We start from the raw sequence: 25493 nt of genomic DNA, 5'->3' as shown, positions 1-25493 counted from the left end.
TTCTTTAAGGAGGCTATAACATCAGTAAGCAGGTATAACTTATTTTTTACGGATATGGCTCAGGAATTCGCTACGGTACTGCTCTTCCTGAAACAAGCCGCCATATTCGGCAGTAATTGTGCTGCTGGTAACATCGTTCACGCCACGGCTCATTACACAAAGGTGGTCAGCTTCTATCAGTACGGCTACGTCTTCTGTTTGCAGGGCCTGCTTCAGTTCGTTGGCTATCTGCATGGTCATGCGTTCCTGCACCTGTGGGCGGCGGGCATAGTATTGCACAATACGGTTCAGCTTGGATAACCCGATAACATGTTCACCGGGCATATAGGCCACATGCGCTTTGCCAATAATAGGTACAAAATGGTGTTCACAGGAAGAGTACAGCGTAATATCGCGCTCTACCAACATGCGGTTATACTTATACTTGTTCTCGAAGCGGCGGATATCAGGTTTATTTTCAGGATTTAAGCCATGAAAGATTTCCTTTACATACATCTTAGCTACACGGCGCGGAGTACCCTTCAGGCTGTCGTCTGTCAGGTCCAGGCCCAAGGTGTGCATTATCTCTTTAAAGTGCCCTTCAATAATCGCAATCTTCTCCTGGTCGCTCAGGTCAAAAGCATCCTGACGAAGCGGGGTTTCCAGGGAACTCATCAGGTGGTCATCCATGGCTTCTTTGTCATTCTCCAGATCCTGGTTATCCATTATATTCAACAAAGTTTCGTTCAGTTTCATACAGTGTAATACCTAACGCATAAGTTTCGCTGATTTGTGGCCGGAGTATGTTCCAGATCACGATCGCGATATTTTCGGCGGTAGGGTTCAATTCTTTAAATTCTTCGGTATCCAGGTTCAGGTTTCTATGGTCGAAGCGCTCAATAATTTCCGTTTTCAGGAGTTCGCTTAGTTGCTTCAGATCATACACGTAGCCGGTCTCTGCATTTACAGGTCCGGTCAGCTTCACTATCAGCTCATAGTTGTGGCCGTGGTAATTCGGGTTACTGCACTTATCAAACACAGCTATATTCTGCTCATCGCTCCAGCCTGCATTATACAAGCGGTGCGCTGCATTAAAGTGTTCTTTCCGGCAAACAGTTACATTCATAGTATCACCAACAATCCCAGATACGCAATTGTTATACTTCCAAAGATACGGAAATAATAAACGTAGCTATAAGTTTGCAAAGGTAGCCAGTCCGGCGGAAAGGCAAATCAAATTTTTGGCTAAATTAGTCTGGGTGCGCATCTTGTTTTTCGTTTGATTTAGTTATTTTCGTAGCGTTACATTCCAACTGTATCAATTTTTTAATCCAACCATATTTATGAGACTGAAAGCTTTACTACTGGGGCTGCTATGTATGGCAGCTGGTTTGTGCAATGCCCAATCGGGTAAGGTAGAGGAGAGTGAGCAAACCGTGAACGGTGTAAACAGACGAGGGCAGCAGCTTACCGTGCAGCTGGATCCTAAGTTTGTAGAAAAGCTCTGGAAAGACCAACTGACTGCCAAAACCGGCAAGACCAAAGTAAAATTTACCAAAGGCGTGTATACTATAGATGGTGCCGTGCTGGATACGATCACAAGTTCGCCGATGCGCATTATCTCTACAGTTGGCAGTGGCCCCGAAGGTAGCTTTGTTTGGTGGTCTCTGGATATGGGTGTAGCGTATGTAGACAAGAAAGCTACGCCAAAAGAGTATGCGGCCGCCGAAGGATTTATGCAGGCCTTTGCCCGAAAAGCTTATAAAGAGGATATCTTCAGACAGATAAACCAGGCAGAGGATGTATTGAAAGCAACTATAGCTGAACAGGAGCGCGTTGTAAAGCAGGCGAACGATATACAAACAAGTATAACCAAAAACCAGCAGCGTAAGCAAGAATTGGAAGCTGAGCTTGTAAAAAATGCCGATGACCTGAAAAAGCTGGAACAGGAAGTACAGAATAACCTGAAAAAGCAGGAAGCCAGTAAGCTACAGGTTCTTGAAATGGAGAAAGCTGTAGAAGCCGTTCGTGCTAAGTTAATGCAAGTGAAGTAGAAGAATACTTTATACTTATTGCTTATAGCCGGTTGCAGCCATGTGACCGGCTTTTTTGTTTCCAGACCTAGCAGCGTGCGCTGCTCCTATTAGCGTCTTTGCTATAGTTTCTCTTTTGTCATCCCGAGCGAAGTCAAGGGATCTTATGTGCCTATGGTTGAAGGCTATACTTACTCACACCCAGCTAACCTTCTATAGTTGCCACCAATCCTAGGAGCTTTAGTCACCTATCGTTTTAACTATACCTTGGCTCCCTCACGGCCGGGAGGCCCCGTCTTTGGATTGATCGCTGCTTTCGCTTCCTTTGCTCGTTCCTCGCAATGCCTTCGGCACCGGAACCTCTCGAGGCGCTCAACCCAAAGACTGATATCAGTTCGATAGCTACCTGTATCTATAGTTTTAACTTTCTTCGCTTCGACATTTATCATGGCTATAGTTTCGTAGGGACAGGTCGCGACCTGTCCGCGCATGGTCTGTAACTATGGAACTATAGTTTAAAAATTGGTAAGGCAGAAATTCCCCTCTCGGGAGGGGTAGGGGTGGGTTAAAATGCTTTCAGATTTCCCCCTCTGGTTGAAATGACAGATGGATAAGCAATAGCAGAATAACTCCTCACCTTAGCAAGGAGAAGGCTGGGGTGAAAACAGTATCTGTAGAACTACAAAATTACAACTTCATCCAGCGCTGTATCTCTTTTTCAGCAAACTGTTCGTCCTTCCAGCCAACGTATTTGAGTGGGTAGCTGTGATTGTGATGCATGAACCATTGCTGAAGTATGCTTTTGACAGCCGGATATTTTCTGCTTAAGGTAATATAATCTGTGGCATCTACTGTTCGGGCGCTGGGGCGTGCTGGTACCGAGATGATAACCGGGTATAAGTCTCCGTTTGGCTTTTCTAGTAGAAGCGTGGCCACAGGTATAATTTCCAGTACAGTTCCTGCATCGGCACGTTCAGCTAAAATCAGGGTACTTAAATTCCTGCCGTTGGTTCCCGTTTCAGTAGAAGGTATAAAGCCATAGTTACCGGGGTAGGGCAAAAACCGGATTACTCTATCCTGACCTGCTTCCTTGTCATTTTCGAAGGCTTTTGATGCGCGGTTATACTTTACGGTATGGCTGGACCCTGCCGGTGTTTCGATAACAGCCTGTAGTTGCCGGGCACCGGAATAAGTTGGCAACGTAGCATAATCTGTCTGGCAACTTGTTAACCACAGGATGCTTAATATGAGTAGCAGGGTATAGGTTGAGCGCGGCATAAGGAGTATCTCGGTAACTGGTATGTACACAAATATAAAAAGCTGCACAGGTCAAACCTATAGTTGCTGCCTCTAAACTATAGCCAATAAAAAAGGAGCCGTTGTTCGAACGGCTCCTTTTTAACTATGGAAAATTTGTGAAAACAGGTATTATCTTCTTTCCTTGATTCTTGCAGCCTTACCTGACAAGCCTCTCAGATAGTATAATCTAGCTCTTCTTACTTTACCTTTTCTAACAAGCTCTATTTTCTCGATAGATGGAGAAAGAAGTGGGAAGATACGCTCTAGACCAATCTGGTTAGAGATTTTTCTAACAGTAAAAGTTTCGCCGTTTGTGTTAACGTTCTTGCGCTGAATAACAACGCCCTGGAACTGCTGGATACGCTCTTTGTTACCTTCACGGATTTTAACGTGGATATTGATAGTATCACCTGCCTGGAAAACAGGGAAAGAAGCGCGTTTGTCAGTGTTTTCCTGCTCGATAAGTTTAATTAATTCGCTCATGGCTATGTTCTAAAGCTAAAGTATCTTCTTGAATTCGGACTGCAAAGATATGTAAATATTTTTTACTTAAGAATATTGCTCCGAAAAATATTTTTTGTTGTGTTATAATATGTTAGTGGCTCGTGTTACCGAAAGCATAAACTATAGTCTTACTCGTTTAATAAATCCGGTCTACGTTGCCTGGTTCGTTCAATGGCCTGTTCAAAACGCCACTGTTCAATTTTAGGCCCATCACCTGATAAAAGTATATCGGGTACCTGCATGCCTTTATACTCAGCTGGCCTGGTAAATACCGGTGGCGCCAGTAAACCATCCTGAAAAGAGTCTGTCAGGGCAGAAGATTCATCGTTCAGTACACCAGGTATGATCCGGATAATGGCATCAGCCAAAACAGCCGCGCCCAGTTCACCACCCGATAATACATAGTCGCCGATGCTGATCTCATGAGTTATAAACCGCTGACGTACGCGCTCATCCACGCCTTTGTAGTGTCCGCAAAGTATAATAATGTTCTGCAGCAGCGAAAACTGATTTACAATATTCTGGTTCAGCGTCTGCCCGTCCGGCGTCATGTAAATAATGGCGTCATAGGTGCGATCAGCCTGCAGCCCGGAAATGCATTTATCAATAGGCTCTATCATCATTACCATGCCGGCTCCACCACCAAAAGCATAGTCATCTATCTGGCCATATTTATTGATGGCAAACTTACGCAGGTCGTGCACATGTATTTCTGCAAGGCCTTTTTGCTGCGCGCGTTTAAGTATAGAATGGCTGAAGGGGCTTTCCAGCAGGTCTGGCTGGCAGCTGATAATATCGATACGCATTATTTTTCCTCCTCCGCACGCTCGTCCGCTTCATCGGCATCATCAGGGGTGCTAGGTTGGGTGTAAACTTCGAGTAATCCCTCCGGCAGGTTTATGTGCAGCTTTTTGGCGTCATGGTCCGCACGCAGGAAGATCTCATCTATCACGGGTATCAGCATTTCCTGGCCCAGGTACTCCATAGCCATTAATTGCTGCTGTGGCAGGTCGTAAAATTCCTTTACAATACCCAGGTCGCCATGATTTGCATCCACTACGGTATACCCGATCACATCATGGAAGTAGAACTGGTCTTCTTCCAATTCAGGCAATTCATCAAGTGGCAAGTATAAAGCCGTGTTGCGAAGCTTTTCAGCCTGCTCAATGGTGTTTATATCTTCAAACTTAATGATGAAGCGCCCTTTCTGCTGGGCCTCCATGGCATCAATAAAAAATGGAACCAGCCTTCCCTGTTGTTCAAGGAAAACTGATTCCAGATCTTCGTAATCTTCGGGGTAGTCTACGTCAAAAAACGCAACAACCTGCCCCTTTATGCCATGCGTCTTAACGATGTATCCAAGCTGAAAACAAGCATCAATATTCATGGCACAAATAAATTATGCTTGCTCCTCAGTAGACTCGCCTTCAGCAGCTGGTGCTTCAGGAGCTTCTTCTGCTTCAGCAGCAGGTGCGTTAGCAGCAGCCTTCTCAGCATCACGCTGACGGATAGCTTCTGCACGAGCTTCTTTCTTCTTAGTCTCAGCTTCGAAAGCAGCTTTCTTAGCAGCTTCTTTAGCAGAGCTCAGGCTTTCAACTTTACCTGCAATTTTTGCATCTTTCGCGTTCTTCCACTCTTCGAAACGAGCATCAGCAGTTTCCTGAGTGATAGCACCTTTGTTTACACCAATTTGAAGGTGTTTTTTGAAAAGGATACCTCTGTAAGAAAGCATAGCTTTTACAGTATCAGTTGGTTGCGCTCCATTCATCAACCACTGGAATGCCTTCTCGTCAGAGAAGTCAATTGTAGCAGGGTTTGAATTTGGGTTGTAAGTACCCAGTTTCTCGATGAATTTACCATCACGTGGCGAACGAGCGTCAGCTACTACGATATCGTAGATAGCGGCTTTTTTGCGGCCTCTGCGGGCCAGTCTGATTTTAACAGCCATTTTTTATAAATAAGTTAAGTCGGCGGAACCCGTCCGCCAGTTTTTAGAACCGCAAAGGTAAGTATAGTTTAGGTAATTTCAAACTATAGTTTGGATGCTTGTTTTGTAGAGCTATAGTTTGTAAGCTGCAGATTTATAGTTGGTTTCTATGCCATCCCGGGCGAAGCCGAGGGATCTTAATTGTACTATAGTTTAAATTTGCAGTTCTTACTTTGTCATTTCGACGAAAAGAGAAATCTGAGATTTATAGTTCAAGCCTATATTATTGAATCAAGTAACCCTTTTAAATTACCTTATTCCTGGAAGCTCTACTAACCTATCGTTTCAATTTGGCCGGCCGGGAGGCCTCGTCCCTGGACATCGCGCTACTTCCTTCTTGCTATCCTCGTACGTTGGATTGCCTATCACCAGTCAAAGGCGCTCAACCCAAAGACTGTAATTTTCAACTTTAGCCACCAACTATAGTTTGACTCGGTAAGCTTCAAAATTGATCGGACTGAAATCAATCGGACTATAGTTCCGTAGGGACTGGACGGGAACTATAGAACTATAGCCAAAGCAGAAATTCCCTTCTTGAGATGGGTTCGGGGTGGGTTAAAACGCTAACTATTGAACCCGGATTTCTCATGTTGTTCGAAATGACAATATGAGCAGCAGCAAATAAACTCTTTCTCCTGTTTTTAGAAGAGGGCAGGTATGTAGTAAAAAAAACGCCTGCAGAAACTACAGGCGCTTTCGGAGTATAGATTAGTTGTATTTGGTTTTATCGTATGAGCTTACTTAAGCCGACCACCACAGCAGCTACCCGAATCGCATCGAAAATACGGGTTTCGGTGGCTCCTAATTTCAGAACGGATGCTTCGTGAGCATTTACACAACGTTCGCAACCATTAATGGCCGAAACGGCCAGGCTTACCAACTCAAAAAACTCTTTGCCGAGCACAGGGTTTGCCATAATATTCATTTTTACGCGAGCCGGTAGTTGCTCATATACATCTTTGTGTGCAAAGTGACGGAAGCGGTAAAGAATGTTATTTGTAGCCAGTAACGAAGCACAGGCAATAGCTTCGGCTACTTCGCCTTGTCCGGCCCCGTTCTCTAAGGCCTTTTCTTCAAAAGCTTTGCTCAGTACATCGTTCTCTTGGTTGGCAGCTGCCGAAAGGGCAAGCAGGTAAGCTTCTTTTAATGTTAAGGTCTCGCTGGCAAGGGCAGTTTTAAGGTTTACACGTAGGTCGCGCAGGTAACGCGATTCTGTATCGGTCAGTTTTTCTAAAGCCTGAAATGTTGTTTCTTCTGAAAGTCCCAGGTCGCGCAGCAGGTCGGTTTTGGTTTCTTGTGTTGCAGTCAGCATATAGTTTATAGTTAGGGAAGAATATAACAGGTGCGGTCGCAGCACAAAATAGCTGTGCCGCTTCCGCCTCTGTTTCACTCACACCTTATTTTATAGTTTATTAAGCGGCTATAGTTTCTTCGCCTTTTTTCCAGTTGCATGGGCACAACTCGTCGGTTTGCAGGGCATCGAGCACGCGCAGCACTTCAGCCACATTGCGGCCCACGCTCAGGTCGTTCAGGCTCACCCATCGGATTATACCTTGTGGGTCCACGATGTAGGTAACACGGTAAGCTACTTTTTCATTGGCTTCTAAAATACCCAGCTCCTCAGCCAACGATTTAGAAGTGTCGGCCAGCATCGGGAAGCGTAGTTTGTTCAGGTCTTCGTGGTTCTGGCGCCAGGCCAAGTGCACAAATTCAGAGTCTGTAGAGGCACCGATCAGCATGGCATCGCGGTCACGGAACTCGTCGTAGTTTTTGTTAAACTCTGCAATCTCGGTAGGGCAAACGAATGTAAAGTCTTTTGGCCACCAGAACATCACTAGCCACTGGTCGTTAATTTTGTGATCTTCGCTGGTCAGGTCAGCAAATTCTTTTCCTTTTTCTAATGATACCACAGCCTGTTTTGTGAAAGCCGGGAAAGTAGATCCTACAGATAATATTCTGTTCTGTGTCATGATATGTATATTGGGTGAATTATAAATTGATTTACAGATTAGATTAGCTTAGGAAAGCATTCAGCATCCAGAGTGTTTTCTCGATCTCGTTAATGTCTTCGCTCAGCAGGCTTACAGTTCCTTCGTCTCCGGTTTCTGTGGCCAGGCTCATGATTTCGCGCTCCAGTTGAAGGATAACGGTCAGGTTATGATGCGTGGTGGTTACTGTTTCGTTATCGCTGCTCAGGTTACTTGCCTCTTTTATAGTTGATACCTTTAGATAATGAGAGAAAGTGTGCAGCGGTGGCTGGCCAATAGTTAAAATGCGCTCGGCAATGGCATCGATGCGTGCCAAAGCGCTGTTGTATAGTTCCTCAAATTTGGCATGCAGCTGGAAAAAGTTAGCGCCTTTAATGTTCCAGTGAAAGCCGCGCAGGTTCTGATAATACAAATGGTAATTAGCCAACAGCTCATTTAGTTTGTCGGCAATCTGCTTCGAGTCTTCTTTGTGCAATCCGATATTTGTCAGTTTCGTCATAGTCTTTTGTTTTAAGGTTCCTGTTGCTAAGGTGATACAAAAGTGCTGCGGGTAGTCATATAAATCAAATTGATTGTTTTTATAGTTTGATAGCTTTAAACTATAACATACCTTTGCGAGTAGTAAGGCGCTTTTCTATACTTCAATACAAATAAAATCTGAGCTATGACTTTAGTACAACTCGAATACCTGATTGCTGTGGATACCTACCGGCATTTTGCTACCGCTGCAGAGAATTGTTTTGTAACGCAGCCAACCTTAAGCATGCAGCTACAAAAGCTGGAGGAAGAGTTAGGTGTGCAGTTGTTTGACAGGAGCCGGGTGCCGGTGCGGCCAACAGAAATAGGAAAAGAGATAATTGCGCAGGCGCGTATCGTGCTCGCTGAATCAAAGAAGATACAGGAAATAGTGCAGGACCAGAAGCAGGAACTGAGCGGCGAGCTTAGAATTGGCGTGATACCAACCTTAGCCCCGTACCTGATGCCACTTTTTATAACAAACTTCCTAGAAAAATATCCGCAGGTAAGGGTAGTGGTGCAGGAACTCCTGACATCTGAAATTGTAGAAAAACTAAACCACGAACAGTTGGATGTTGGCTTGCTGGTTACGCCTTTGGAGAACAAAACTATAAAAGAACTGCCGCTGTTTTACGAAGCCTTTATGGTGTATGTAAACCCGAAACACGCGCTGGCAAAACAATCCGAAATAGACCCTTCAGAACTGTTGCCCGACGACCTGTGGGTTTTAAACGAAGGCCATTGTTTCCGGAGCCAGGTACTGAACATCTGTAACCGTGGCGGCAAACTCAGCAACTCCGAAGGAACCAACTTAGACTATAGAAGCGGCTCCCTTGAAACCCTGAAACGCATTGTAGAAACACAACACGGCCTCACGTTGCTACCTGAACTATCGGTGCTGGAAATGCCTGAAGATAAAAAGCGATTGGTACGTGCATTTAAAGAGCCAAAGCCCTTGCGCGAGGTTAGCCTGGTAGTGCATAAAAGTTTCCTGAAAAAGAAGCTGGTAGAAGCCCTGCAGAAAGAGATTGTAGCCTCCGTGCCCCAAACTATAGTTAACCGAAAAAAGCAACAGGTAATAGGAGTGAAGTAAGTTAGAAAGTTGGGAAGTTAGAAAGTTTAAGGGTTGTGAGACCTGGCAGCGTGCGCAATCTTTGTTAGCGTCTGGTCATAACCATAAACTATAGTTTCCACTGGCGCCAGCATCCAGCTGGCGACGTGCTGTGTGCGCGAGTCTCCAGACTCGCTGGCTATAGTTGAGAAGTAAGTATGGAGACTCACACCATTTCACCGGACAGATTTCAGCGTCAGCAGGAAAATCCTGTCAATCCTTTTAAATCCTGCAAATCCTGATTCAGACAAACAAAAAAGGCTGCCCTGTAAAGAGCAGCCTTTCGTTATAAAATAAAGTTAAATCTAACTTACGCGTTGATGCCGGCTTTCTGAAGTGCTTCAACCATAGCTTCACCGATCTCAGCAGGAGAATCAACTACAAAGATTCCGTTCTCGCGCATGATCTGCATTTTAGCAGCAGCTGTATCGTCGGCGCCGCCAACTATTGCACCTGCGTGGCCCATACGACGACCAGCCGGAGCTGTCTGGCCAGCTATAAAGCCAACTACCGGCTTTTTATTACCAGTTTCGCTGATGTACTTAGAAGCCATGGCCTCATAGTTACCACCAATCTCACCGATCATTACAATCGCATCCGTTTCAGGGTCTTCCATTAACAGTTGAACTGCATCTTTTGTAGGTGTTCCGATAATTGGGTCACCACCGATACCGATAGCTGTAGAGATACCTAAACCGGCTTTTACGATCTGGTCAGCAGCTTCGTACGTTAACGTACCAGACTTAGACACGATACCGATACGACCTGGCTTAAATACGAAACCTGGCATGATACCAACCTTCGCTTCGCCTGGCGTAATAACACCCGGGCAGTTTGGTCCGATAAGGGTTACATTTTTAGACTTGATGTAGTTTTTAGCGGTCACCATGTCTTTTACCGGAATACCTTCTGTAATACACACAATCACTTTAATACCTGCATCTGCAGCTTCCATAATGGCATCAGCAGCAAAAGCCGGCGGCACGAAAATGATAGATACATCAGCACCTGTTTTCTTTACAGCTTCTTCTACTGTGTTAAAAACAGGCAGGTCTAAGTGGTTGTTGCCACCTTTGCCCGGAGTTACACCACCAACTACGTTAGTGCCATACTCTATCATCTGAGATGCGTGGAAAGAACCTTCAGAACCTGTGAAGCCCTGTACGATCACTTTCGAATTTTTATTTACTAAAACACTCATGTGTATCTTATTTAGTTGTATAAAGACCGTCTAATAATAAAGATGTGCAAAAATAGGCTTTTTTATGGCGCGTACAAAAAATAGTTAAAGCTAATATAGTCGGGAGTTTGGGGGTATCAGGCTTTTGGTGGTTACAGGTTGCAGGGAGCATTACAGTAGTTTGCTGCACAGGATAGCATAAACTATAGTTACCGGAACGCGATGCATTGTTTAAACTGTTAGATATGCAGGGCAGGCTATGCCAGGCACCACTGTAAAAAACATAATTTAAATTACTTACCTTTGCACCCGAATCCAAAACGAATTCAGATGAAGTACCTGAACCATATAACTGAAGCGATCGGTAACACCCCGATGGTGAAGCTTAACAACGTAACCGAAGGCGTAAAAGCGACCATACTGGCAAAAGTAGAGTACCTGAACCCGGGCAACTCTGTAAAAGACCGCATGGCCATAAAAATGATTGAAGATGCCGAAAAAGCCGGCATCCTGAAGCCAGGCGGAACTATAATTGAAGGCACATCTGGTAACACCGGTATGGGCCTAGCGCTGGCTGCTATTGCCAAAGGCTACAAGTGTATTTTTACACTGGCTGATAAGCAAAGCAAAGAGAAAATGGACATACTGCGTGCAGTGGGTGCCGAAGTGGTTGTGTGCCCGACCAATGTTTCTCCAGATCATCCGGACTCTTACTATTCGGTGGCAAAGCGCCTGAACCAGGAAATCCCGAATTCGTTTTACCCTAACCAGTACGATAACATGTCGAACTGGGCAGCGCACTACGAAAGCACCGGACCTGAAATATGGGAGCAGACCGAAGGCAAGGTAACGCACTTTATTACAGGCGTTGGTACCGGCGGTACGGTAACCGGCATCTCAAAATACCTGAAAGAAAAGAACCCGGCAGTTAAAACGATCGGTATCGATACCTATGGCTCTGTGTTTAAAAAGTATAAAGAGACCGGTATTTTCGACGAGAACGAAATTTACTCTTACGCTACAGAAGGCATTGGCGAAGATATCCTGCCAAAGAACGTAGATTTTGATCTGATTGATCAGTTTATAAAAGTGACGGATAAGGATGGTGCTGTAATGACCAGAAGACTGGCGAAAGAAGAAGGCCTGTTTGTGGGTTGGTCTTGCGGAACAGCCGTGTTTGGCGCCCTGGAGTATGCCCGCGAAAACAACCTGACCGAAGAGGATGTGATCGTGGTTTTATTGCCAGACCACGGCACGCGTTACCTGGGCAAGATCTACAACGACGACTGGATGCGTGCCCAGGGCTACATTGACTAAGACAAACTATAGACTATAAATTTCAGAGAGCCTGGGGTGTATCTCCGGGCTTTCTGTTTTTGGTGCTTCAGGGCTTGGGTGTTAGTTGGTTAGCTTTGTGATCAGGTTGGTTAAAGGCTGCAAGCGCCGGGTATTGCAACTATAGTTATATGATTTTATTTTTGACTTTTATAAACCAGACCAGCACAGTTTGAGTATCAGCGATAGTAAGGTGCTGTTTTTAAAAGCATAAATAAGTATATTTACAAGTACCCTGAACACTTGTTGGTCTGGCGTACCTATCAACTAATGAAAAAAATAGCTGGCATACTGCTCATCGATGATGATGAAACCACTAATTTTCTGAATCAGCGCCTGCTCGACAGGCTGCAGATAACAGACCATATCCATACGTTTGTAAACGGCAAGCAAGCATTTGATTACCTGTATAATGTAAGCAATAACAATTACGAAAAGGGGAGCTCTGAATACTTTAAGCCCGAACTTATCTTTCTGGATATTAACATGCCGGTGATGGATGGGTTTGAGATGCTGGACCTGTACGAGCGCCTGGACCCGGAATTCCGGAAAGGTATTGTAATGGTGGTATTAACGACATCTTCGCACCCACAGGATACAGATGCAGTTGAAACCTTCGCAGCCGAATATATCCCTAAACCGCTTACGGCTGATAAAATGAATAGATTGCTGCAGAAATACTTCCCCAACATGCAAACTGATAAAGTATAGTGACCGAGTTTGATTTATGCATTTGCCGGGCTACTGTAAATACAGTGGCCTTTTTTGTTGCTAAAACGAGAACCCGACACCCACATGTGCTTTAATGGCAAGGTTTAATAACACACCTAAGCCAGCCAGGAAAAGCCCGAGCCCAATAAGAATTTCCATGTTATTAAGTTTGCCTCGTTTGCGTTTGTAAAGGTTGCCGGCCAGGGCACCCAATGCAAATGCAGCTATCAAAGGCAGGCAGCGGCTCCATAGCACATTGCCCAGCAAAAAATGACTTATAAAGCCCGTAAAGCTGGTGATAACAAGTATAAACAGTGAGGTAGATGTCGCGATCTGTGCCGGAATCCGGAAGAGTTTAATCATCATAGGTGTTTGTACAAAGCCACCGCCGATGCCAAACAAGCCTGCCATAACACCAGATACAAACCCCAGCGTAGATACTACACCGCCATTTAACCTGTAAGCCAGGTGCTTTTCTTTATTTTTCCGGATAAAGGTAGTAGGTACGCGGCGCATGCGGTACATTAGCCCGGCATGGCTGGTAGTGGGTTTATTTTTTTGGGGCAGCACCATGGCAATACCTACAGCAATAACAAAAAGCGCAAAAATCAGCTGCAGCTTAAACACCGGTAAAAAAGCAACCAGAAATGCACCCAGCACGGTGCCAACTATAGCCGGAATCTGGATTAACGTGCCCACCAGGTAATCAATGGTTTTATCGCGGAGGTTAAAGACAGATGCGATGAACGATGCCGGAACCAGTGCCGCCATCGTTGATCCAATCGCGATTTCGATGTTAAACCCGAAAAAGATGATGAGAATGGGTACCATAAATACGCCACCACCAAAACCGATCACCGTTCCGAACCCGCTGACAAGTATACCAATAAAGAAGATAAGTAATTCTTCCATTTGCTGCCGTGCGCCTGGCAACGGGGTTTTGTTAAGGTGCTGTTACAGGTACGAACGAAAACGTGTCGCCGTTAAATAAACCTTTGTCGCTGAGCTTTAGCGATGGAATAACCAGCAGTGCCATAAATGAAAGCGTCATGAACGGCGAGGCCAGGTTGCTGCCCATTTCCTTGCTCATCTTATCTATACTTGAGTATGCTTGGGCTACCTTATAACCATCCTCCGCCGACATAATACCAGCTACCGGCAACGGCAATAACTGCTCTTTCTTGCCATCTACTGCTGATACGCCACCTTTTGCACCGATGATCAGGTTTACTGCACGAACGATACTTTCATCATCCACACCCACCGCTATAATGTTATGCGAATCATGCCCCACCGACGAAGCAATAGCGCCGGACTTGAGGCCAATATTTTTGATAAAAGCTACGGCAGGTTCGGCATCTTCATAACGGTTCACTACGGTTATTTTCAACACATCATTCGCCACATCCGAAACTATAAAACCGTTCTCCACTTTAGGCGCAACTATACCTTCTTTGGTAATCAATTGTCCGTCAAAAGCTTCAATCACGCGTATCTTATGCGCATCGGCAGCAGGAATGCGGAACTGCGCTATAGTTTTAGGGCTGGTGTTAAAGTTGTTTATAGTTTCGCTTGGGGTAAAGGCGATGTTCGACTTTCCGTTCTCCGCTACTTTTTCGCCGTTAATGTATGTGGCCAGCACATTAAAGTTATCGAGGTTGTCTACAACTATAAAATCGGCAGGGTCATTTTCTCTTAGCAAACCCACCTTCATTTTATAGTGCACTACCGGGTTTATACAAGCAGCCTGCAGCACATGAAACAGGTCGTTGCCTTTAGCTAGTGCGCGTTTTACCAGCAGGTTGATGTGTCCTTCCACCAGGTTATCCGGATGTTTGTCGTCGGAGCAGAACATGATGTTGCTATAGTGCTCTGGCAGCAAAGGAATAAGCGCTTCAAAGTTTTTGGCGGCGCTACCTTCACGTATCAATATCTTCATGCCAACGGCCAGTTTGTCAAGGGCCTCTTCGGCGGTAAAGCATTCGTGGTCGGTGGTGATGCCGGCAGAGGCGTATAGCTTGGCTTGTTCGCCCATTAGCCCGGGCGCGTGGCCATCTACAGCTTTGCCATACTTTTTTGCCAGTTCAATCTTCTCCATCACCACAGGGTCGCGGTGCAGCACGCCGGGCCAGTTCATCATTTCGGCCAGGTATACAATCTCGTCTCGCTTAAACAATTCTTCTATGTCGGCAGCCGTTATCTCGGCACCAGCCGTCTCAAAAGGAGTGGCCGGCACGCATGACGGCGCCCCGAAGTAAAACTTGAAAGGTGTTTTTTTGCCATTCTCGATCATATACTCCACACCTTTCACGCCCAGTACATTGCCAATTTCGTGGGGATCTGAGATGGTGGCTATAGTTCCGTGGGGTACAGCCAGGCGGGCAAACTCACTGGGTACCAGCATCGAACTTTCCACGTGCACGTGGGCATCTATAAAACCGGGTAAAATATAATTTGTGGCATTGGTTGCCTCACGAACTATTTTAGAAATACGGCCGTTTTCAACCTGAACTGTACCTTCAAATATTTCTTTGTTGTGTATGTCTATAATGCGTCCGGAAACAGAATAGGCTGCCTGCATGGTATCTGGTATTAGTTTATTAAATTGCCTGTAAATGGGGCTTGAACCCGTAAATTACTTTATATTTGCATTAAATTCAGTCGTTTTGAGAAAGATAATTTCATACCTGGTGATAGCGTGCGTGTTGGCATCCGGCTCTTTAGCGGGTTGCAGCCAGAAAACAGCGCAGCAGAAAAAAACGGCTAAATACCAGAAAATGAGCAAGCGCGGCAAAGCTCCTTGTCCTTGCGATTCTAATTAATACTTACCCTGTTTTTATGAAGAAAATCGTGATCGCGTTAGATGGCCATTCCTCGTGCGGCAAAAGCACAACGGCCAAGCAAGTGGCAGCCGAACTGGGCTACGCTTACATTGATACCGGCGCTATGTACCGGGCGGTTACGCTATACTTCCTCGATCATCATGTGGCGCTTACAAACCCTAAAGATGTAAGCGATGCCCTGAAAAATATCGACATCACATTCCATTATAATCCAAAAACGCAGCGCAACGAAACCTACCTGAACGGCCTGAACGTGGAAGATGAGATACGCAAAATGTACATCTCAAACCAGGTGAGTGAGGTAAGTGTGGTGCCTGCCGTACGCCATGCTATGGTAGCCCAGCAACAAAAAATGGGTAAGCGCCGCGGTGTAGTAATGGATGGACGCGATATAGGTACGGCTGTTTTTCCGGATGCGGAGGTAAAGATTTTTATGACGGCCGATGTAGACACCAGAGCCAGGCGCCGCCAGCAGGAACTACTGGTAAAAAAGCAGCTGGTAAATCTGAACGAAATAAAAGAAAACCTGCAGAAGCGCGACCTGATAGACTCAACCAGAGCCGAGAGTCCGTTGCGCCGCGCCGATGATGCTCATTTGCTGGATACCTCGCACATGACCATTGATGAACAGGTAGAGTTTGTAATGAACAAGGTGGCATCTAAGTTGCTTGAACAAAAGTATACTGCTGTAGAGCAGAACTAAGAAGGGAAGTAGATTATGAATATCACGATAGATAAAAATTCCGGTTACTGTTTCGGGGTAGAGTTTGCCATACAAATGGCAGAGGACGAAATGGAGCATGTGGAAGAACTATACTGCCTCGGCGATATCGTACATAACAGCATGGAAGTGCAGCGCCTCTATAAAAAAGGCCTTCGGGTAATAGACCGCGAAGAACTGCGCAACCTACGCGACTGCAAAGTATTAATTCGTGCGCACGGCGAACCGCCTGAGACGTACCAGATTGCACTGGAGAATAATTTAGAGTTGATTGATGCCAGCTGCCCGGTAGTGTTAAAACTGCAGAACCGCGTAAAACATGCCTTCGATTCTATTAAAAAAGATGATGGGCAGGTGGTAATTTATGGCCAGGTTGGGCACGCCGAAGTGATTGGTTTAGCTGGCCAGACCTGCGACGAAGCTATTATAGTTACAACCGAAGAAGACCTGGATAAGATCGACTTTAAACGCCCGGTAGCGCTCTTCAGCCAGACCACCAAAAGCACCAAAGGCTTTTATCATATTAAAGCGCTTATAGAAGAACGCATCAAGCAGGCCAATGCAGACAGCACTCAACCTGAGTTTGACGCCAATGACAGCATTTGCCGCCAGGTATCGAACCGTGAGCCGCAACTGGCCAGGTTCTCGACTGAGCACGATGTACTGATATTTGTAAGTGGTAAAAAAAGCTCGAACGGAAAAGCTTTGTACAGCGTATGCAAGCAGCACAACCCGAACAGCTACTTTATAGAGAACGAGACCGAACTAGACGAGAGCTGGTTTGCGAACGCTGAAAGTGTAGGCATTTGCGGGGCAACCTCTACGCCGATGTGGCTGATGCAACAGGTAGCAGACGGTATTGCCAACCTGACTTCGGTAACACACTAAGTATAGCAATTACAAAATATAAGCATTTTTGCTACATTTAGGCTTTGCTTCGGCAAGGCCTTTTTTGTGAACACAACAACATGAGACGTTTATTCAGCTATTTCCTTAACGGACTTCTGATCATTGCACCTTTTACCATCACCGTTTGGATAGTGGTGGCGATTATTGACTGGCTGAACGATATGTTTGACCTGGGCATACCGGGGCTGGGCATTTTACTGATGGTGGTGCTGCTCACACTGGTTGGTTTCCTGGGTTCCTCGTTCCTGGTAAAGCCGTTTATTATCCTTACCGAGCGCATTTTTCATAAAGTACCACTTATAGGTATCGTTTACTCCAGCATCCGCGACTTGTTTGATGCCTTTGTGGGCGATAATCAGAAATTTAACAAACCGGTAATGGTAAAGATGAGCGAAGACTCGGAGAACTATAAACTGGGTTTTGTAACGCAGGACGTGCTCGAAAATATAGATGCAGCCGATAAAGTAGCCGTATACTTTCCGCACTCCTATAACTTTTCGGGCGAACTTTTTTTGGTGCCGCAACGCAATGTAACTTACCTTAACATGCCCAGCTCCGATGTCATGAAATTTATTGTGTCGGGTGGTGTGTCGCGGCTATAGTTTGTCTGAACCACAGATCAGTGGGGATTTAACAGATTTGATATATTTTGTAGAGACGCAATACTTTGCATCTTTTGTCTGAATCAGGATTTTCAGGATTGGAAGGATTAATTTGATTAAAAAGTACATGCCGCAGTTTAGTTTTAGCGTAACCTGTGGTTATAGTTGGTGCCAGTTTGTAACTGGCTTTCTGCAACTATCAAACTATAGTTACCATTGCTTTTTTAAAGCAAATCAAGTTACAAACTTGCTGCCATACAAAACCACAGGTTACGCTACCGCTAAATTTGCGACATAACTTACTTAAAAAGAAGAGTTGGTTGAAATCTATTACTATTAATCATATTTAATCTATAAAATCAGTTTTAATCTGCGGTTCTGACAACAAAATTGTATGCATGACGAATAAACTATAGTTTAATGTTTTCCTTTTTACTTCACCAATCTTAACTCATACTTAAAAAAGTGCCTTACCTGATATGCGATAAATCGAAGCTGCATTACCGTGTAATCGGGAGTGGGGGTAAAGTGTTACTGGCGTTTCATGGGTATGGGCAGAGCAGCCTGTATTACCACCCCATGGAGCATGCCCTGGGTCGTGACTATACCATTTATGCCTTCGATCTCTTTTTTCATGGGGGCAGCCGCCTGCACAAAGACGATATGCCTCTCACTAAAGAGTTTATGAAGAGGATGATCAGTCAGTTGCTGGAGAAGTATAACATTGAGCAGTTTTCGGTGATGGGTTTTAGCATGGGCGGTAAGTTTGCGCTGGCGCTGGTAGAGCAGATGGCAGACCGGATGGAAGAACTATACCTGATTGCGCCAGATGGAATTAAAACTAGCTTTTGGTATAACATTGCTACCTACCCCGGCTGGATGCAGCAGCTTTTTAAACGCACTGTTGTTAAACCAGAGCCTTTTTTTAAGTTTCTGAAAGTACTGCACAAGTATAAACTGGCACACAAAAGTCTGATCCGGTTTGCGCATTTCCAGATGGACAGCACAGCCAAGCGCCTGCGCGTGTACCGCAGCTGGATCGGTTTCCGGGACCTGAATTTCGATATTCGCCAGATAGTGCAGCTGCTCAATAACCATAAAATACCGGTAACCATGTTCCTGGGCGAGTACGACGAGATTATTTCGCCGCGGCGCGTGCGTGTATTTATGGATGCCCTGGACAAAGGCGAACTGGTTATACTGAAGACCGGCCACTCTAACCTGATACAGGATGTGGCAGATCTGTTGCACAAACGCAAAAGCCTGAACCTGGATTAATGCTAACTCACTGGAACAGCACGATTAAGGAATCCTTTAAATCCCCATTAATCTGTGGTTCTGACAACAATACCTTTACAGCTTAGTATACTTACAACTAATTATAGTTTTCATTAACCCCAACTTTGCACACTATGAAATACCTGAACCGCGCTATGGCTTTTAGCTTTGCTTTAATGGTCTTTGGCTCAGCCTGCTCCAGTGACACTAAAGAAGAAACCAAAACCGAAAATGAACAGGCCGCATCAACTGAAAAGAACGACGAACCCAGTGAACCCGTTGACAGCAGCCTTGCCAAAATAAAACTACCCGATGGCTTTAAGATCGCTTATTATGCCAGGGATGTAGAAAATGCGCGTTCTATGGCGTTAAGTCCGTCGGGAGTGTTGTTTGTAGGCACGCGCAGCAACGACAAAGTATTTGCTATAGTTGACAAAGACAAAGACGGCAAAGCAGACGAAACAATAACGATAGCTTCAGGACTGAACTCGCCGAACGGCGTGGCTTTAAAGGATGGCGACCTGTACGTAGCCGAGATCAGCCGCATTATCAAGTTTCCGAAGATAGAGCAGAACATGCGCAACAACCCCAAATATGAAGTAGTGTATGACAAGTACCCGAGCGATACGCACCATGGCTGGAAGTACATCGCCTTTGGGCCCGATGGCAAACTATACGTGCCAGTGGGTGCGCCCTGCAATGTGTGTAAAGAAGAGAACCCCGTTTACGCCACTATAACCCGCCTGAACGCGGATGGCTCGGGCATGGAAATTTTTGCTGAAGGTGTGCGCAACACCGTTGGTTTTACGTGGCACCCTACTAGCAAAGAACTATGGTTTACCGACAATGGCCGTGATATGCTGGGCGATAACATCCCGAACGACGAACTGAACCACGCACCAAAAAAGGGAATGCACTTTGGTTTTCCGTACTGCCACGAGGGCGAAATACCCGATCCGGAATTTGGCAAGAACCGCAACTGCGATGAATTTGTAAAACCGGTACAAAAGCTTGGCCCGCACGTAGCTGCTCTTGGGTTGAAATTCTATACAGGCAGTATGTTTCCGGAACAGTATAAGAACCAGCTTATCATAGCGCAGCACGGCTCCTGGAACCGCTCCGAACCGCTCGGTTACCGCCTGATGACTGTAAGTCTGGATGAAAACGGAAAAGCTACTAACTATAAGTCGTTTGCCGAAGGCTGGCTGCAAAATGGCAAAGCCTGGGGCCGCCCTGTAGATGTAATGGTAATGCCCGACGGTGCTATACTTGTATCTGACGATACTAACAATGCCATTTACCGCATCTCTTATAATGAGTAATGAAGAATGACTAATGAATAATAAGAAAGAATGTAATCTATAAGTTTATAAGTAGACCACCTGTCTGAAATGGATGTGCAAGCTATAGTTGCTAGTAATTCACATTATTCATTCCTCATTACTACCTATTCATTACTTAATTTCCCTATTTTCGCTGCTGATGAAAGAGGAAAAAGCCCTTACTCCCAGACCAGAGAAACGTGTGATAGGCCGCCGCGAGCTGGTTGCCCTACCCGACCTGGATATAACGGAGATCGAAGCCAAGATAGATACCGGTGCGTTTACATCGGCCATACATTGTTCGGATATACACGAGGAAACCAATGCAGATGGTAAAAAAGTAATTTGTGTAGAGTTGCTCGATCCATCGCATCCGCAATACAACCATAAAAAGCTGCGTTTTGCAGATTACGACCTGCGCGACATAAAAAGTTCGTTTGGGGAGGTGCAGCAGCGCTATGTTATCCGTACAACCATAGCGCTTTTCGGCGAGGTAATAGAGGCCGAGTTTTCGCTTTCAGACCGCAGCGATATGAAGTACCCGGTGCTGATCGGGCGTAAGCTGTTAAAAGGCAGGTTTATAGTAGATGTTTCCCGCAAAAATGTCTCTCAGAAGTATAAGATCAAACAACAGCAGAAACACACGAATTTATGAAGATAGCCATTCTCTCCCGCAACCCTAAGCTATACTCTACCCGCCGCCTGGTAGAGGCCATAGAGCAGCGGGGGCACCAGGCCATGGTACTCGACCACCTGCGTTGCGACCTTATTATAGAGCAGGGCGACCCGCATATACTCTACAAAGGCGAGCGCCTGACCGGTATTGATGCCGTTATTCCGCGTATCGGGGCATCGGTTACGTTTTATGGTACGGCGGTGGTGCGCCAGTTCGAGATGATGAAAGTGAAAAGCGCCGTAGATTCGCAATCTATAGTTCGGTCCCGTGATAAACTGCGCAGCCTCCAGATTTTGAGCCGTGCCGGGCTGGGGATGCCTAAAACTGCTTTTACAAACTACTCCAAAGAAACCTCAGAACTGGTAAAAGAAGTGGGCGGAGCGCCGCTGGTAATTAAGCTGCTGGAAGGTACGCAGGGCCTTGGTGTAGTATTGGCTGAGACCAAAAAAGCATCCGAATCGGTAATAGAAGCTTTCCATAACCTGAAGGCGCGTGTTATAGTGCAGGAGTTTATTTCAGAAGCTGGCGGTGCCGATATTCGTGCCTTTATAGTTAACGGCGAAGTAGTGGGTGCCATGAAACGCCAGGGCAAAGAAGGGGAGTTCAGATCTAACCTGCACCGTGGCGGAAAGGCAACACTTATCAAACTTACGCGTGCCGAAAAAGCTGCCGCTCTGTTGGCTGCCAAATCGTTGGGATTAGGTATAGCTGGGGTAGACATGCTGCAATCTAAACGCGGACCATTGATCCTGGAAGTAAACTCCTCGCCTGGACTGGAAGGTATTGAGAAAGCGACCCAAAAAGACATTGCCGGTAAAATAATTGAGTACGTGGAGAGCCTAGCCCAGACTAAGCCCAAGAAGCGAATAAAAGAGTAAATGCCCGAAACTATAGTTATCAACGGTCGCAGCATAGACCGTGGTGAAAAAGTGCTGACCAAACTGGTGATCAGTAAACTGCCCAGCGGCACTGTAATCGAAATTCCAATTTATGTTTTCAGGTCGGTGCACGACGGGCCGGTGGTGTTGCTGATGGCCGGTATGCACGGCGACGAAGTGAATGGTACGGAAATTATCCGGAGGATGCTTTCCAAAAAAATGCTGTACCCGCTGAAAGGGACCATAATTGCTGTGCCGATCCTTAACATTTACGGTTTCCTGAACTTTAGCAGGGAAGTGCCGGATGGCAAAGACGTGAACCGAAGTTTCCCGGGGAACCGCGATGGATCCTTGGCTAGCCGCGTAGCGCACCGGTTCATGAAAGAAGTAATGCCTTATGTGGACTATGGCCTCGATTTCCATACGGGTGGCTCCAGCCGTGCTAATTATCCGCAGATACGCTGTGTACTCGGCGACCATGTAAACGAAGAACTTGCCAAAGCTTTTGCTGCACCTTTTATACTTAACGCTCCTTACCGCCAGGGCTCACTCCGCAAAGAGGCTGGCAAACTTGGCAAATCTATACTGGTATATGAGACCGGCGAAAGCCTGCGCTTCGATGAGAAAGGCATACGAACCGGTATTGAAGGTACCTGCCGCGTACTGCACCACCTGGGCATGATGGCCAACCACACCGAACCAACAGAGCCAAGTGTAGTTTGTATGAAGGATATCTGGTTGCGGGCTAAAAATGCAGGCTTGTGGCGTACCTTTATACAGATAGGGGAGTTTGTAAAAAAGAACCAGTACATTGGCAGCATAACCGACCCTTACGGTGAAATGGAGTTACGTATTAATGCACCTGCAAGTGGCTACGTGGTAGGGTTAAATAACATGCCAGTTGTAAACCAGGGCGATGCGCTGCTGCATATTGCGTTTTAATTTGGCTGCAGGATTTTAGACCTGACCGCGTGCACAGCTCCTGCCAGCGTCTGGTAAAAGCAAAGGCCCGGCTACAACTATAGCCAGGCCTTTGCTTTTATAGGTAAACTATAGGTTATACCCAGGTTTTGCGTTCGCTGAAGTGGTTACAACCAAACTCGGCGCCGGTTATCATTTCAAATCGTTTTGGTTTTAGGTCTGCGGAGGCTTCGTGTACCAGTGGCAGTACATACGATGGGTCCATGGCGTGTTGCCCGGTCAATTCATCGCAAACGCCAAAATTATTATTCTGTAGTTGTACCTTATTGGGGTCCTGCTCCCAGTGGTTGCAGTGATTGCATGTTGCTTCCATAGTTATGTAGGTTTATAGTTTGTCTTGATGTAACTCTTACGTTATACTTGCCACCATTAACGCTGGTTTACTATATAAAGCGCTTTTACAGAAATTTAGAATCAGACTAAACAAGATGCTGAATACTACTGTAAACTATAGTTGCTAAAACAAAACGGCCCTGCTAAACTATAGCAGGGCCGTTTTTATAGATAACAGTTAAGTAAATTTAACTATTAGGCAATTATTTAGAATACATAACGTACGTGCAGTGCTGAGTCCCAGTAGCCGCCGCCGCTTGGTATGTTTATGTATGGCTTAATATCGGCACCAATCGTAAACGGAATATCGCGGATGTAATATTCCAGGCCAAGCACACCGTCTATACCTACTGCTACCACATGGTCATCGTCGTAATGCTCGTGGTTTTTGTGGTAGTAATGGTGACCGTCATGGAAGCCAACGTGACCACCTAAACCATAGTACCACTGCAAGCCTTTGGCGTTAAAAGCCTGCGCATGTTTTTCGTAAAGAATGGTGATAACTGTGCCGCGGTGCCTGAAGCTGGTGCTCAGGATACCTTCTATAGCAGCATCGCTTTTAATAAAATGTTTTACAGTTAAGCCAGATGCAATACCACCTCTAAAGCCTATACCTGTTTTGTAGCCGCTCTGGGCATTTGCACTAAAAGCTACTGTTAACACCAGCGCCAGTACAAAGGAAATTCGAATAAACGTTTTCATGAAAAGGTTAAAAGTTAAAAGTGCAACCGGATGTATGTTTCCGGGTTGCGTAAAATTAAAACAACTAACGTAGAGTTAACTAATTATTGTACGCCTTCTTTAGTTTTTCGGTGCAATTTTATAGCTCTGCAGGTAGGCAGTTTTCTGAGTTCGGCGACCGATCAGTTTAAAAAAAGAGATAAACCGCTGATCGTCATGTTTTAAGGCTTTGGCAAAGGCGTCCGGTTTTTTTTCGTGTTCAAAATCCTTTATGTAATGCTCGCGCACCAGGTCGGCTTCGGAAAGTTCTTCTGCAGCTTCAATTTGTACTAATCCGGTTTTCTCCCATAGTTTACGCCACCAATCAATGCTATGTATAAAGTACCAGTAGTTCTGGTAATCACGTTTCAGAAATTTTGGTACCTGCGCCAGGTTCACTATCTCTTTGGTAAAGCAAACATCAACTATAGCAATGTAGCCCTCTGGTTTTACGAAGCGGGCAATGTAGGGCAGGTACTTTTCGTCGGTGCCAAAATAGGTATAGGAGTCTACCACAATCACGACATCAAAGTATTCTTCGGCAAAGGGCAGCGAGCGGGCATCGGCCTCAATAGGTATAACTTTGTCTTCACAGCCTTCTTCCAGTATGCGCTCATAGTTGTCGCTGGCTGATATGGCTTCATCTACGGCCCAAACCGTAACTCCAAACTCTTTAGCCAGGAAAATAGAACTGATGGCTTTGCCACAACCCAAGTCGAGCACACGCATGCCCGGTTTCAGTTGCAGTGATTTGGTAAGACTTTCGAGGTTAAAAAGTACGTTTTCGCCCATCGAGTGCTTGCGCACCCATTCGGGGTCATACTGGGTGGCTTTCGGGAAAACGTGCCGTAACTGGCGCTGCTGCATAAAGTTAAACTATAGTTTAGTGTCTAGCCTTTACGCAGGGCTTAAGCTATAGTTTGGCAGCCATTTGGGCTAATTGGTCTGATGGATAAATATGTACTCCGGAAGCTTTTTGAGAAGCGGCATACAGCATGGCTTTGGCCACATCCTCGGCAGGTATAGGCTTATACTTTCGTAACGGGCCAACCATCAGGTTGCTCAGCGGTTTCATTATTTTAGAGGCCAGTTCTTCGCCGGTGCGTTCTTCTTCGCGCTCACCCAACAGCAAACTAGGCCTGAAAATATGCACCGCCCTGAAATCCAGTTGCTGCACATCGCGCTCCATTTCGCCTTTTACTTTGTTGTAAAAGAACATAGAACCGGCATCGGCACCCATAGCAGAAACCACCAGAAATTGTAACGCATTTTTAGAAGCGGCCAGCTTTGCCAGCTCTACCACGTAGGTATAATCTACTTTAGAGAAGTTCTCTTTCGAGCCCGCTTTTTTTATAGTAGTGCCCAGGCAGCAGTATACATCATCAGCAGCAAGTTCGGCCCCGTACTTTTTCAGGTTATCGAAATCAATAACTTTCTGGTCCAGTTTGGGGTGTATTAGCGGTAGGTCGCGGCGGCCTACCGAGATGACCTGGCTATACCGTTCGCTGTTTAAAAGGAGGCGCAGGCAATGCCCGCCCACCAGGCCACTGGCACCGGCAATCAGTGCATTTCGGGTTTTGTGCATAA

At 45.7% G+C, this 25493-nt stretch carries 30 protein-coding genes and 1 pseudogene; 13 read left to right on the top strand and 18 right to left on the bottom strand.

Annotated elements, in window-relative coordinates; genetic code table 11:
* Nucleotides 1-39: 39 nt before the first annotated feature.
* Nucleotides 40-735: a GTP cyclohydrolase I FolE gene (folE, locus tag GWO68_RS04705; RefSeq protein ID WP_202923670.1), complete on the bottom strand. Its 696-nt coding sequence runs from the start codon at nt 733-735 to the stop codon at nt 40-42.
* Nucleotides 698-1105 carry a 6-pyruvoyl trahydropterin synthase family protein gene (locus GWO68_RS04700; protein ID WP_162345260.1) on the bottom strand — a complete coding sequence of 136 codons (408 nt, stop codon included), beginning with the start codon at nt 1103-1105 and terminating at the stop codon, nt 698-700. The genes folE and GWO68_RS04700 overlap by 38 nt, the downstream gene beginning before the upstream one ends.
* Nucleotides 1106-1322: 217 nt before the next feature.
* Between GWO68_RS04700 and GWO68_RS04695 the strand changes: the two genes are divergently transcribed.
* Nucleotides 1323-2033: a coiled-coil domain-containing protein gene (locus GWO68_RS04695; RefSeq protein WP_162345259.1), complete on the top strand. Its 711-nt coding sequence runs from the start codon at nt 1323-1325 to the stop codon at nt 2031-2033.
* Nucleotides 2034-2699: 666 nt separating this feature from the next.
* On the opposite strand, the gene GWO68_RS04690 is transcribed toward GWO68_RS04695, so the two are convergent.
* The 8 genes from GWO68_RS04690 to GWO68_RS04655 form a co-directional block, all read right to left on the bottom strand.
* A complete protein-coding gene (locus GWO68_RS04690; RefSeq protein ID WP_162345258.1) occupies nt 2700-3290 on the bottom strand; it encodes an inorganic diphosphatase in 591 nt (196 codons plus the stop codon).
* 150 nt (nt 3291-3440) lie between these two features.
* Complete coding sequence (gene rplS, locus GWO68_RS04685; RefSeq protein WP_162345257.1) at nt 3441-3794, bottom strand: 50S ribosomal protein L19; 354 nt, start codon at nt 3792-3794, stop codon at nt 3441-3443.
* Between the two features lie 149 nt (nt 3795-3943).
* A complete protein-coding gene (trmD, locus tag GWO68_RS04680) occupies nt 3944-4621 on the bottom strand; it encodes a tRNA (guanosine(37)-N1)-methyltransferase TrmD (protein WP_162345256.1) in 678 nt (225 codons plus the stop codon).
* Entirely contained in the window at nt 4621-5202 is a 582-nt protein-coding gene (gene rimM / locus GWO68_RS04675; RefSeq protein WP_162345255.1) for a ribosome maturation factor RimM, read from the bottom strand. Before rimM ends, trmD begins: the two co-directional genes overlap by 1 nt.
* A gap of 12 nt (nt 5203-5214) precedes the next feature.
* On the bottom strand, nt 5215-5763 hold the full coding sequence (locus GWO68_RS04670; RefSeq protein WP_162345254.1) for a 30S ribosomal protein S16: 549 nt from the start codon (nt 5761-5763) through the stop codon (nt 5215-5217).
* A 763-nt stretch (nt 5764-6526) separates the two neighbouring features.
* Entirely contained in the window at nt 6527-7114 is a 588-nt protein-coding gene (locus GWO68_RS04665) for a carboxymuconolactone decarboxylase family protein (protein ID WP_162345253.1), read from the bottom strand.
* Between the two features lie 100 nt (nt 7115-7214).
* Entirely contained in the window at nt 7215-7772 is a 558-nt protein-coding gene (locus tag GWO68_RS04660) for a peroxiredoxin (protein WP_162345252.1), read from the bottom strand.
* A gap of 43 nt (nt 7773-7815) precedes the next feature.
* Nucleotides 7816-8289, bottom strand: coding sequence for a Dps family protein (locus GWO68_RS04655; protein WP_162345251.1), 474 nt, complete (start codon nt 8287-8289; stop codon nt 7816-7818).
* A gap of 165 nt (nt 8290-8454) precedes the next feature.
* On the opposite strand from GWO68_RS04655, the gene GWO68_RS04650 reads away from it, so the two are divergent.
* Nucleotides 8455-9399: a hydrogen peroxide-inducible genes activator gene (locus GWO68_RS04650; protein ID WP_162345250.1), complete on the top strand. Its 945-nt coding sequence runs from the start codon at nt 8455-8457 to the stop codon at nt 9397-9399.
* A 26-nt stretch (nt 9400-9425) separates the two neighbouring features.
* Here the strand turns inward: GWO68_RS04650 and GWO68_RS04645 are convergent, their stop codons facing one another.
* The gene (locus GWO68_RS04645; RefSeq protein WP_162345249.1) at nt 9426-9587 is read right to left on the bottom strand and encodes a hypothetical protein; all 162 of its coding nucleotides are present in this window, start codon (nt 9585-9587) and stop codon (nt 9426-9428) included.
* 140 nt (nt 9588-9727) lie between these two features.
* The gene (gene sucD / locus GWO68_RS04640; RefSeq protein WP_162345248.1) at nt 9728-10618 is read right to left on the bottom strand and encodes a succinate--CoA ligase subunit alpha; all 891 of its coding nucleotides are present in this window, start codon (nt 10616-10618) and stop codon (nt 9728-9730) included.
* A gap of 309 nt (nt 10619-10927) precedes the next feature.
* Between sucD and GWO68_RS04635 the strand changes: the two are divergent.
* Together GWO68_RS04635 and GWO68_RS04630 are read left to right on the top strand one after the other, a co-directional pair.
* Nucleotides 10928-11911 (top strand): annotated as a pseudogene (locus GWO68_RS04635) (PLP-dependent cysteine synthase family protein); the annotation flags it as partial.
* Between the two features lie 291 nt (nt 11912-12202).
* The gene (locus GWO68_RS04630; RefSeq protein WP_162345246.1) at nt 12203-12643 is read left to right on the top strand and encodes a response regulator; all 441 of its coding nucleotides are present in this window, start codon (nt 12203-12205) and stop codon (nt 12641-12643) included.
* Nucleotides 12644-12703: 60 nt separating this feature from the next.
* Here GWO68_RS04630 and GWO68_RS04625 read toward each other — a convergent pair whose 3' ends face one another.
* Together GWO68_RS04625 and ade are read right to left on the bottom strand one after the other, a co-directional pair.
* On the bottom strand, nt 12704-13555 hold the full coding sequence (locus GWO68_RS04625) for a sulfite exporter TauE/SafE family protein (RefSeq protein WP_162345245.1): 852 nt from the start codon (nt 13553-13555) through the stop codon (nt 12704-12706).
* A gap of 31 nt (nt 13556-13586) precedes the next feature.
* Nucleotides 13587-15224 (bottom strand): adenine deaminase, encoded by a 1638-nt coding sequence (gene ade / locus GWO68_RS04620; protein ID WP_162345244.1) that lies wholly within the window; start codon nt 15222-15224, stop codon nt 13587-13589.
* Between the two features lie 85 nt (nt 15225-15309).
* Here ade and GWO68_RS04615 point away from each other — a divergent pair, with 85 nt between their 5' ends.
* The 9 genes from GWO68_RS04615 (at nt 15310) to GWO68_RS04575 (ending at nt 22814) form a co-directional block, all read left to right on the top strand.
* Nucleotides 15310-15465: a hypothetical protein gene (locus GWO68_RS04615; protein WP_162345243.1), complete on the top strand. Its 156-nt coding sequence runs from the start codon at nt 15310-15312 to the stop codon at nt 15463-15465.
* A gap of 16 nt (nt 15466-15481) precedes the next feature.
* Nucleotides 15482-16189, top strand: coding sequence for a (d)CMP kinase (gene cmk, locus GWO68_RS04610; protein WP_162345242.1), 708 nt, complete (start codon nt 15482-15484; stop codon nt 16187-16189).
* Between the two features lie 15 nt (nt 16190-16204).
* On the top strand, nt 16205-17095 hold the full coding sequence (locus GWO68_RS04605; RefSeq protein ID WP_162345241.1) for a 4-hydroxy-3-methylbut-2-enyl diphosphate reductase: 891 nt from the start codon (nt 16205-16207) through the stop codon (nt 17093-17095).
* Between the two features lie 80 nt (nt 17096-17175).
* Nucleotides 17176-17718 (top strand): DUF502 domain-containing protein, encoded by a 543-nt coding sequence (locus tag GWO68_RS04600; protein ID WP_162345240.1) that lies wholly within the window; start codon nt 17176-17178, stop codon nt 17716-17718.
* Between the two features lie 465 nt (nt 17719-18183).
* Nucleotides 18184-18996 (top strand): alpha/beta fold hydrolase, encoded by an 813-nt coding sequence (locus GWO68_RS04595; RefSeq protein WP_162345239.1) that lies wholly within the window; start codon nt 18184-18186, stop codon nt 18994-18996.
* A 134-nt stretch (nt 18997-19130) separates the two neighbouring features.
* Entirely contained in the window at nt 19131-20318 is a 1188-nt protein-coding gene (locus GWO68_RS04590) for a PQQ-dependent sugar dehydrogenase (protein WP_162345238.1), read from the top strand.
* A gap of 160 nt (nt 20319-20478) precedes the next feature.
* The gene (locus GWO68_RS04585) at nt 20479-20973 is read left to right on the top strand and encodes an ATP-dependent zinc protease family protein (RefSeq protein WP_162345237.1); all 495 of its coding nucleotides are present in this window, start codon (nt 20479-20481) and stop codon (nt 20971-20973) included.
* Nucleotides 20970-21872: a 30S ribosomal protein S6--L-glutamate ligase gene (gene rimK / locus GWO68_RS04580; RefSeq protein WP_162345236.1), complete on the top strand. Its 903-nt coding sequence runs from the start codon at nt 20970-20972 to the stop codon at nt 21870-21872. Before GWO68_RS04585 ends, rimK begins: the two co-directional genes overlap by 4 nt.
* Nucleotides 21873-22814 carry a succinylglutamate desuccinylase/aspartoacylase family protein gene (locus GWO68_RS04575; protein ID WP_162345235.1) on the top strand — a complete coding sequence of 314 codons (942 nt, stop codon included), beginning with the start codon at nt 21873-21875 and terminating at the stop codon, nt 22812-22814.
* Nucleotides 22815-22929: 115 nt separating this feature from the next.
* Here the strand turns inward: GWO68_RS04575 and GWO68_RS04570 are convergent, their stop codons facing one another.
* The 4 genes from GWO68_RS04570 to GWO68_RS04555 form a co-directional block, all read right to left on the bottom strand.
* Nucleotides 22930-23166: a hypothetical protein gene (locus GWO68_RS04570; protein ID WP_162345234.1), complete on the bottom strand. Its 237-nt coding sequence runs from the start codon at nt 23164-23166 to the stop codon at nt 22930-22932.
* Nucleotides 23167-23393: 227 nt separating this feature from the next.
* Nucleotides 23394-23888, bottom strand: a complete 495-nt coding sequence (locus GWO68_RS04565) for a hypothetical protein (RefSeq protein WP_162345233.1) — start codon at nt 23886-23888, stop codon at nt 23394-23396.
* A 99-nt stretch (nt 23889-23987) separates the two neighbouring features.
* Complete coding sequence (locus tag GWO68_RS04560; RefSeq protein ID WP_162345232.1) at nt 23988-24773, bottom strand: SAM-dependent methyltransferase; 786 nt, start codon at nt 24771-24773, stop codon at nt 23988-23990.
* Between the two features lie 46 nt (nt 24774-24819).
* The gene (locus GWO68_RS04555; RefSeq protein ID WP_162345231.1) at nt 24820-25491 is read right to left on the bottom strand and encodes an oxidoreductase; all 672 of its coding nucleotides are present in this window, start codon (nt 25489-25491) and stop codon (nt 24820-24822) included.
* Nucleotides 25492-25493 lie beyond the last annotated feature (2 nt).

It is taken from the genome of Pontibacter fetidus (genome assembly GCF_010119545.1).
Taxonomy (GTDB): Bacteria; Bacteroidota; Bacteroidia; order Cytophagales; family Hymenobacteraceae; genus Pontibacter; species Pontibacter fetidus.
This window is presented reverse-complemented; position numbering and strand designations above follow the sequence as displayed.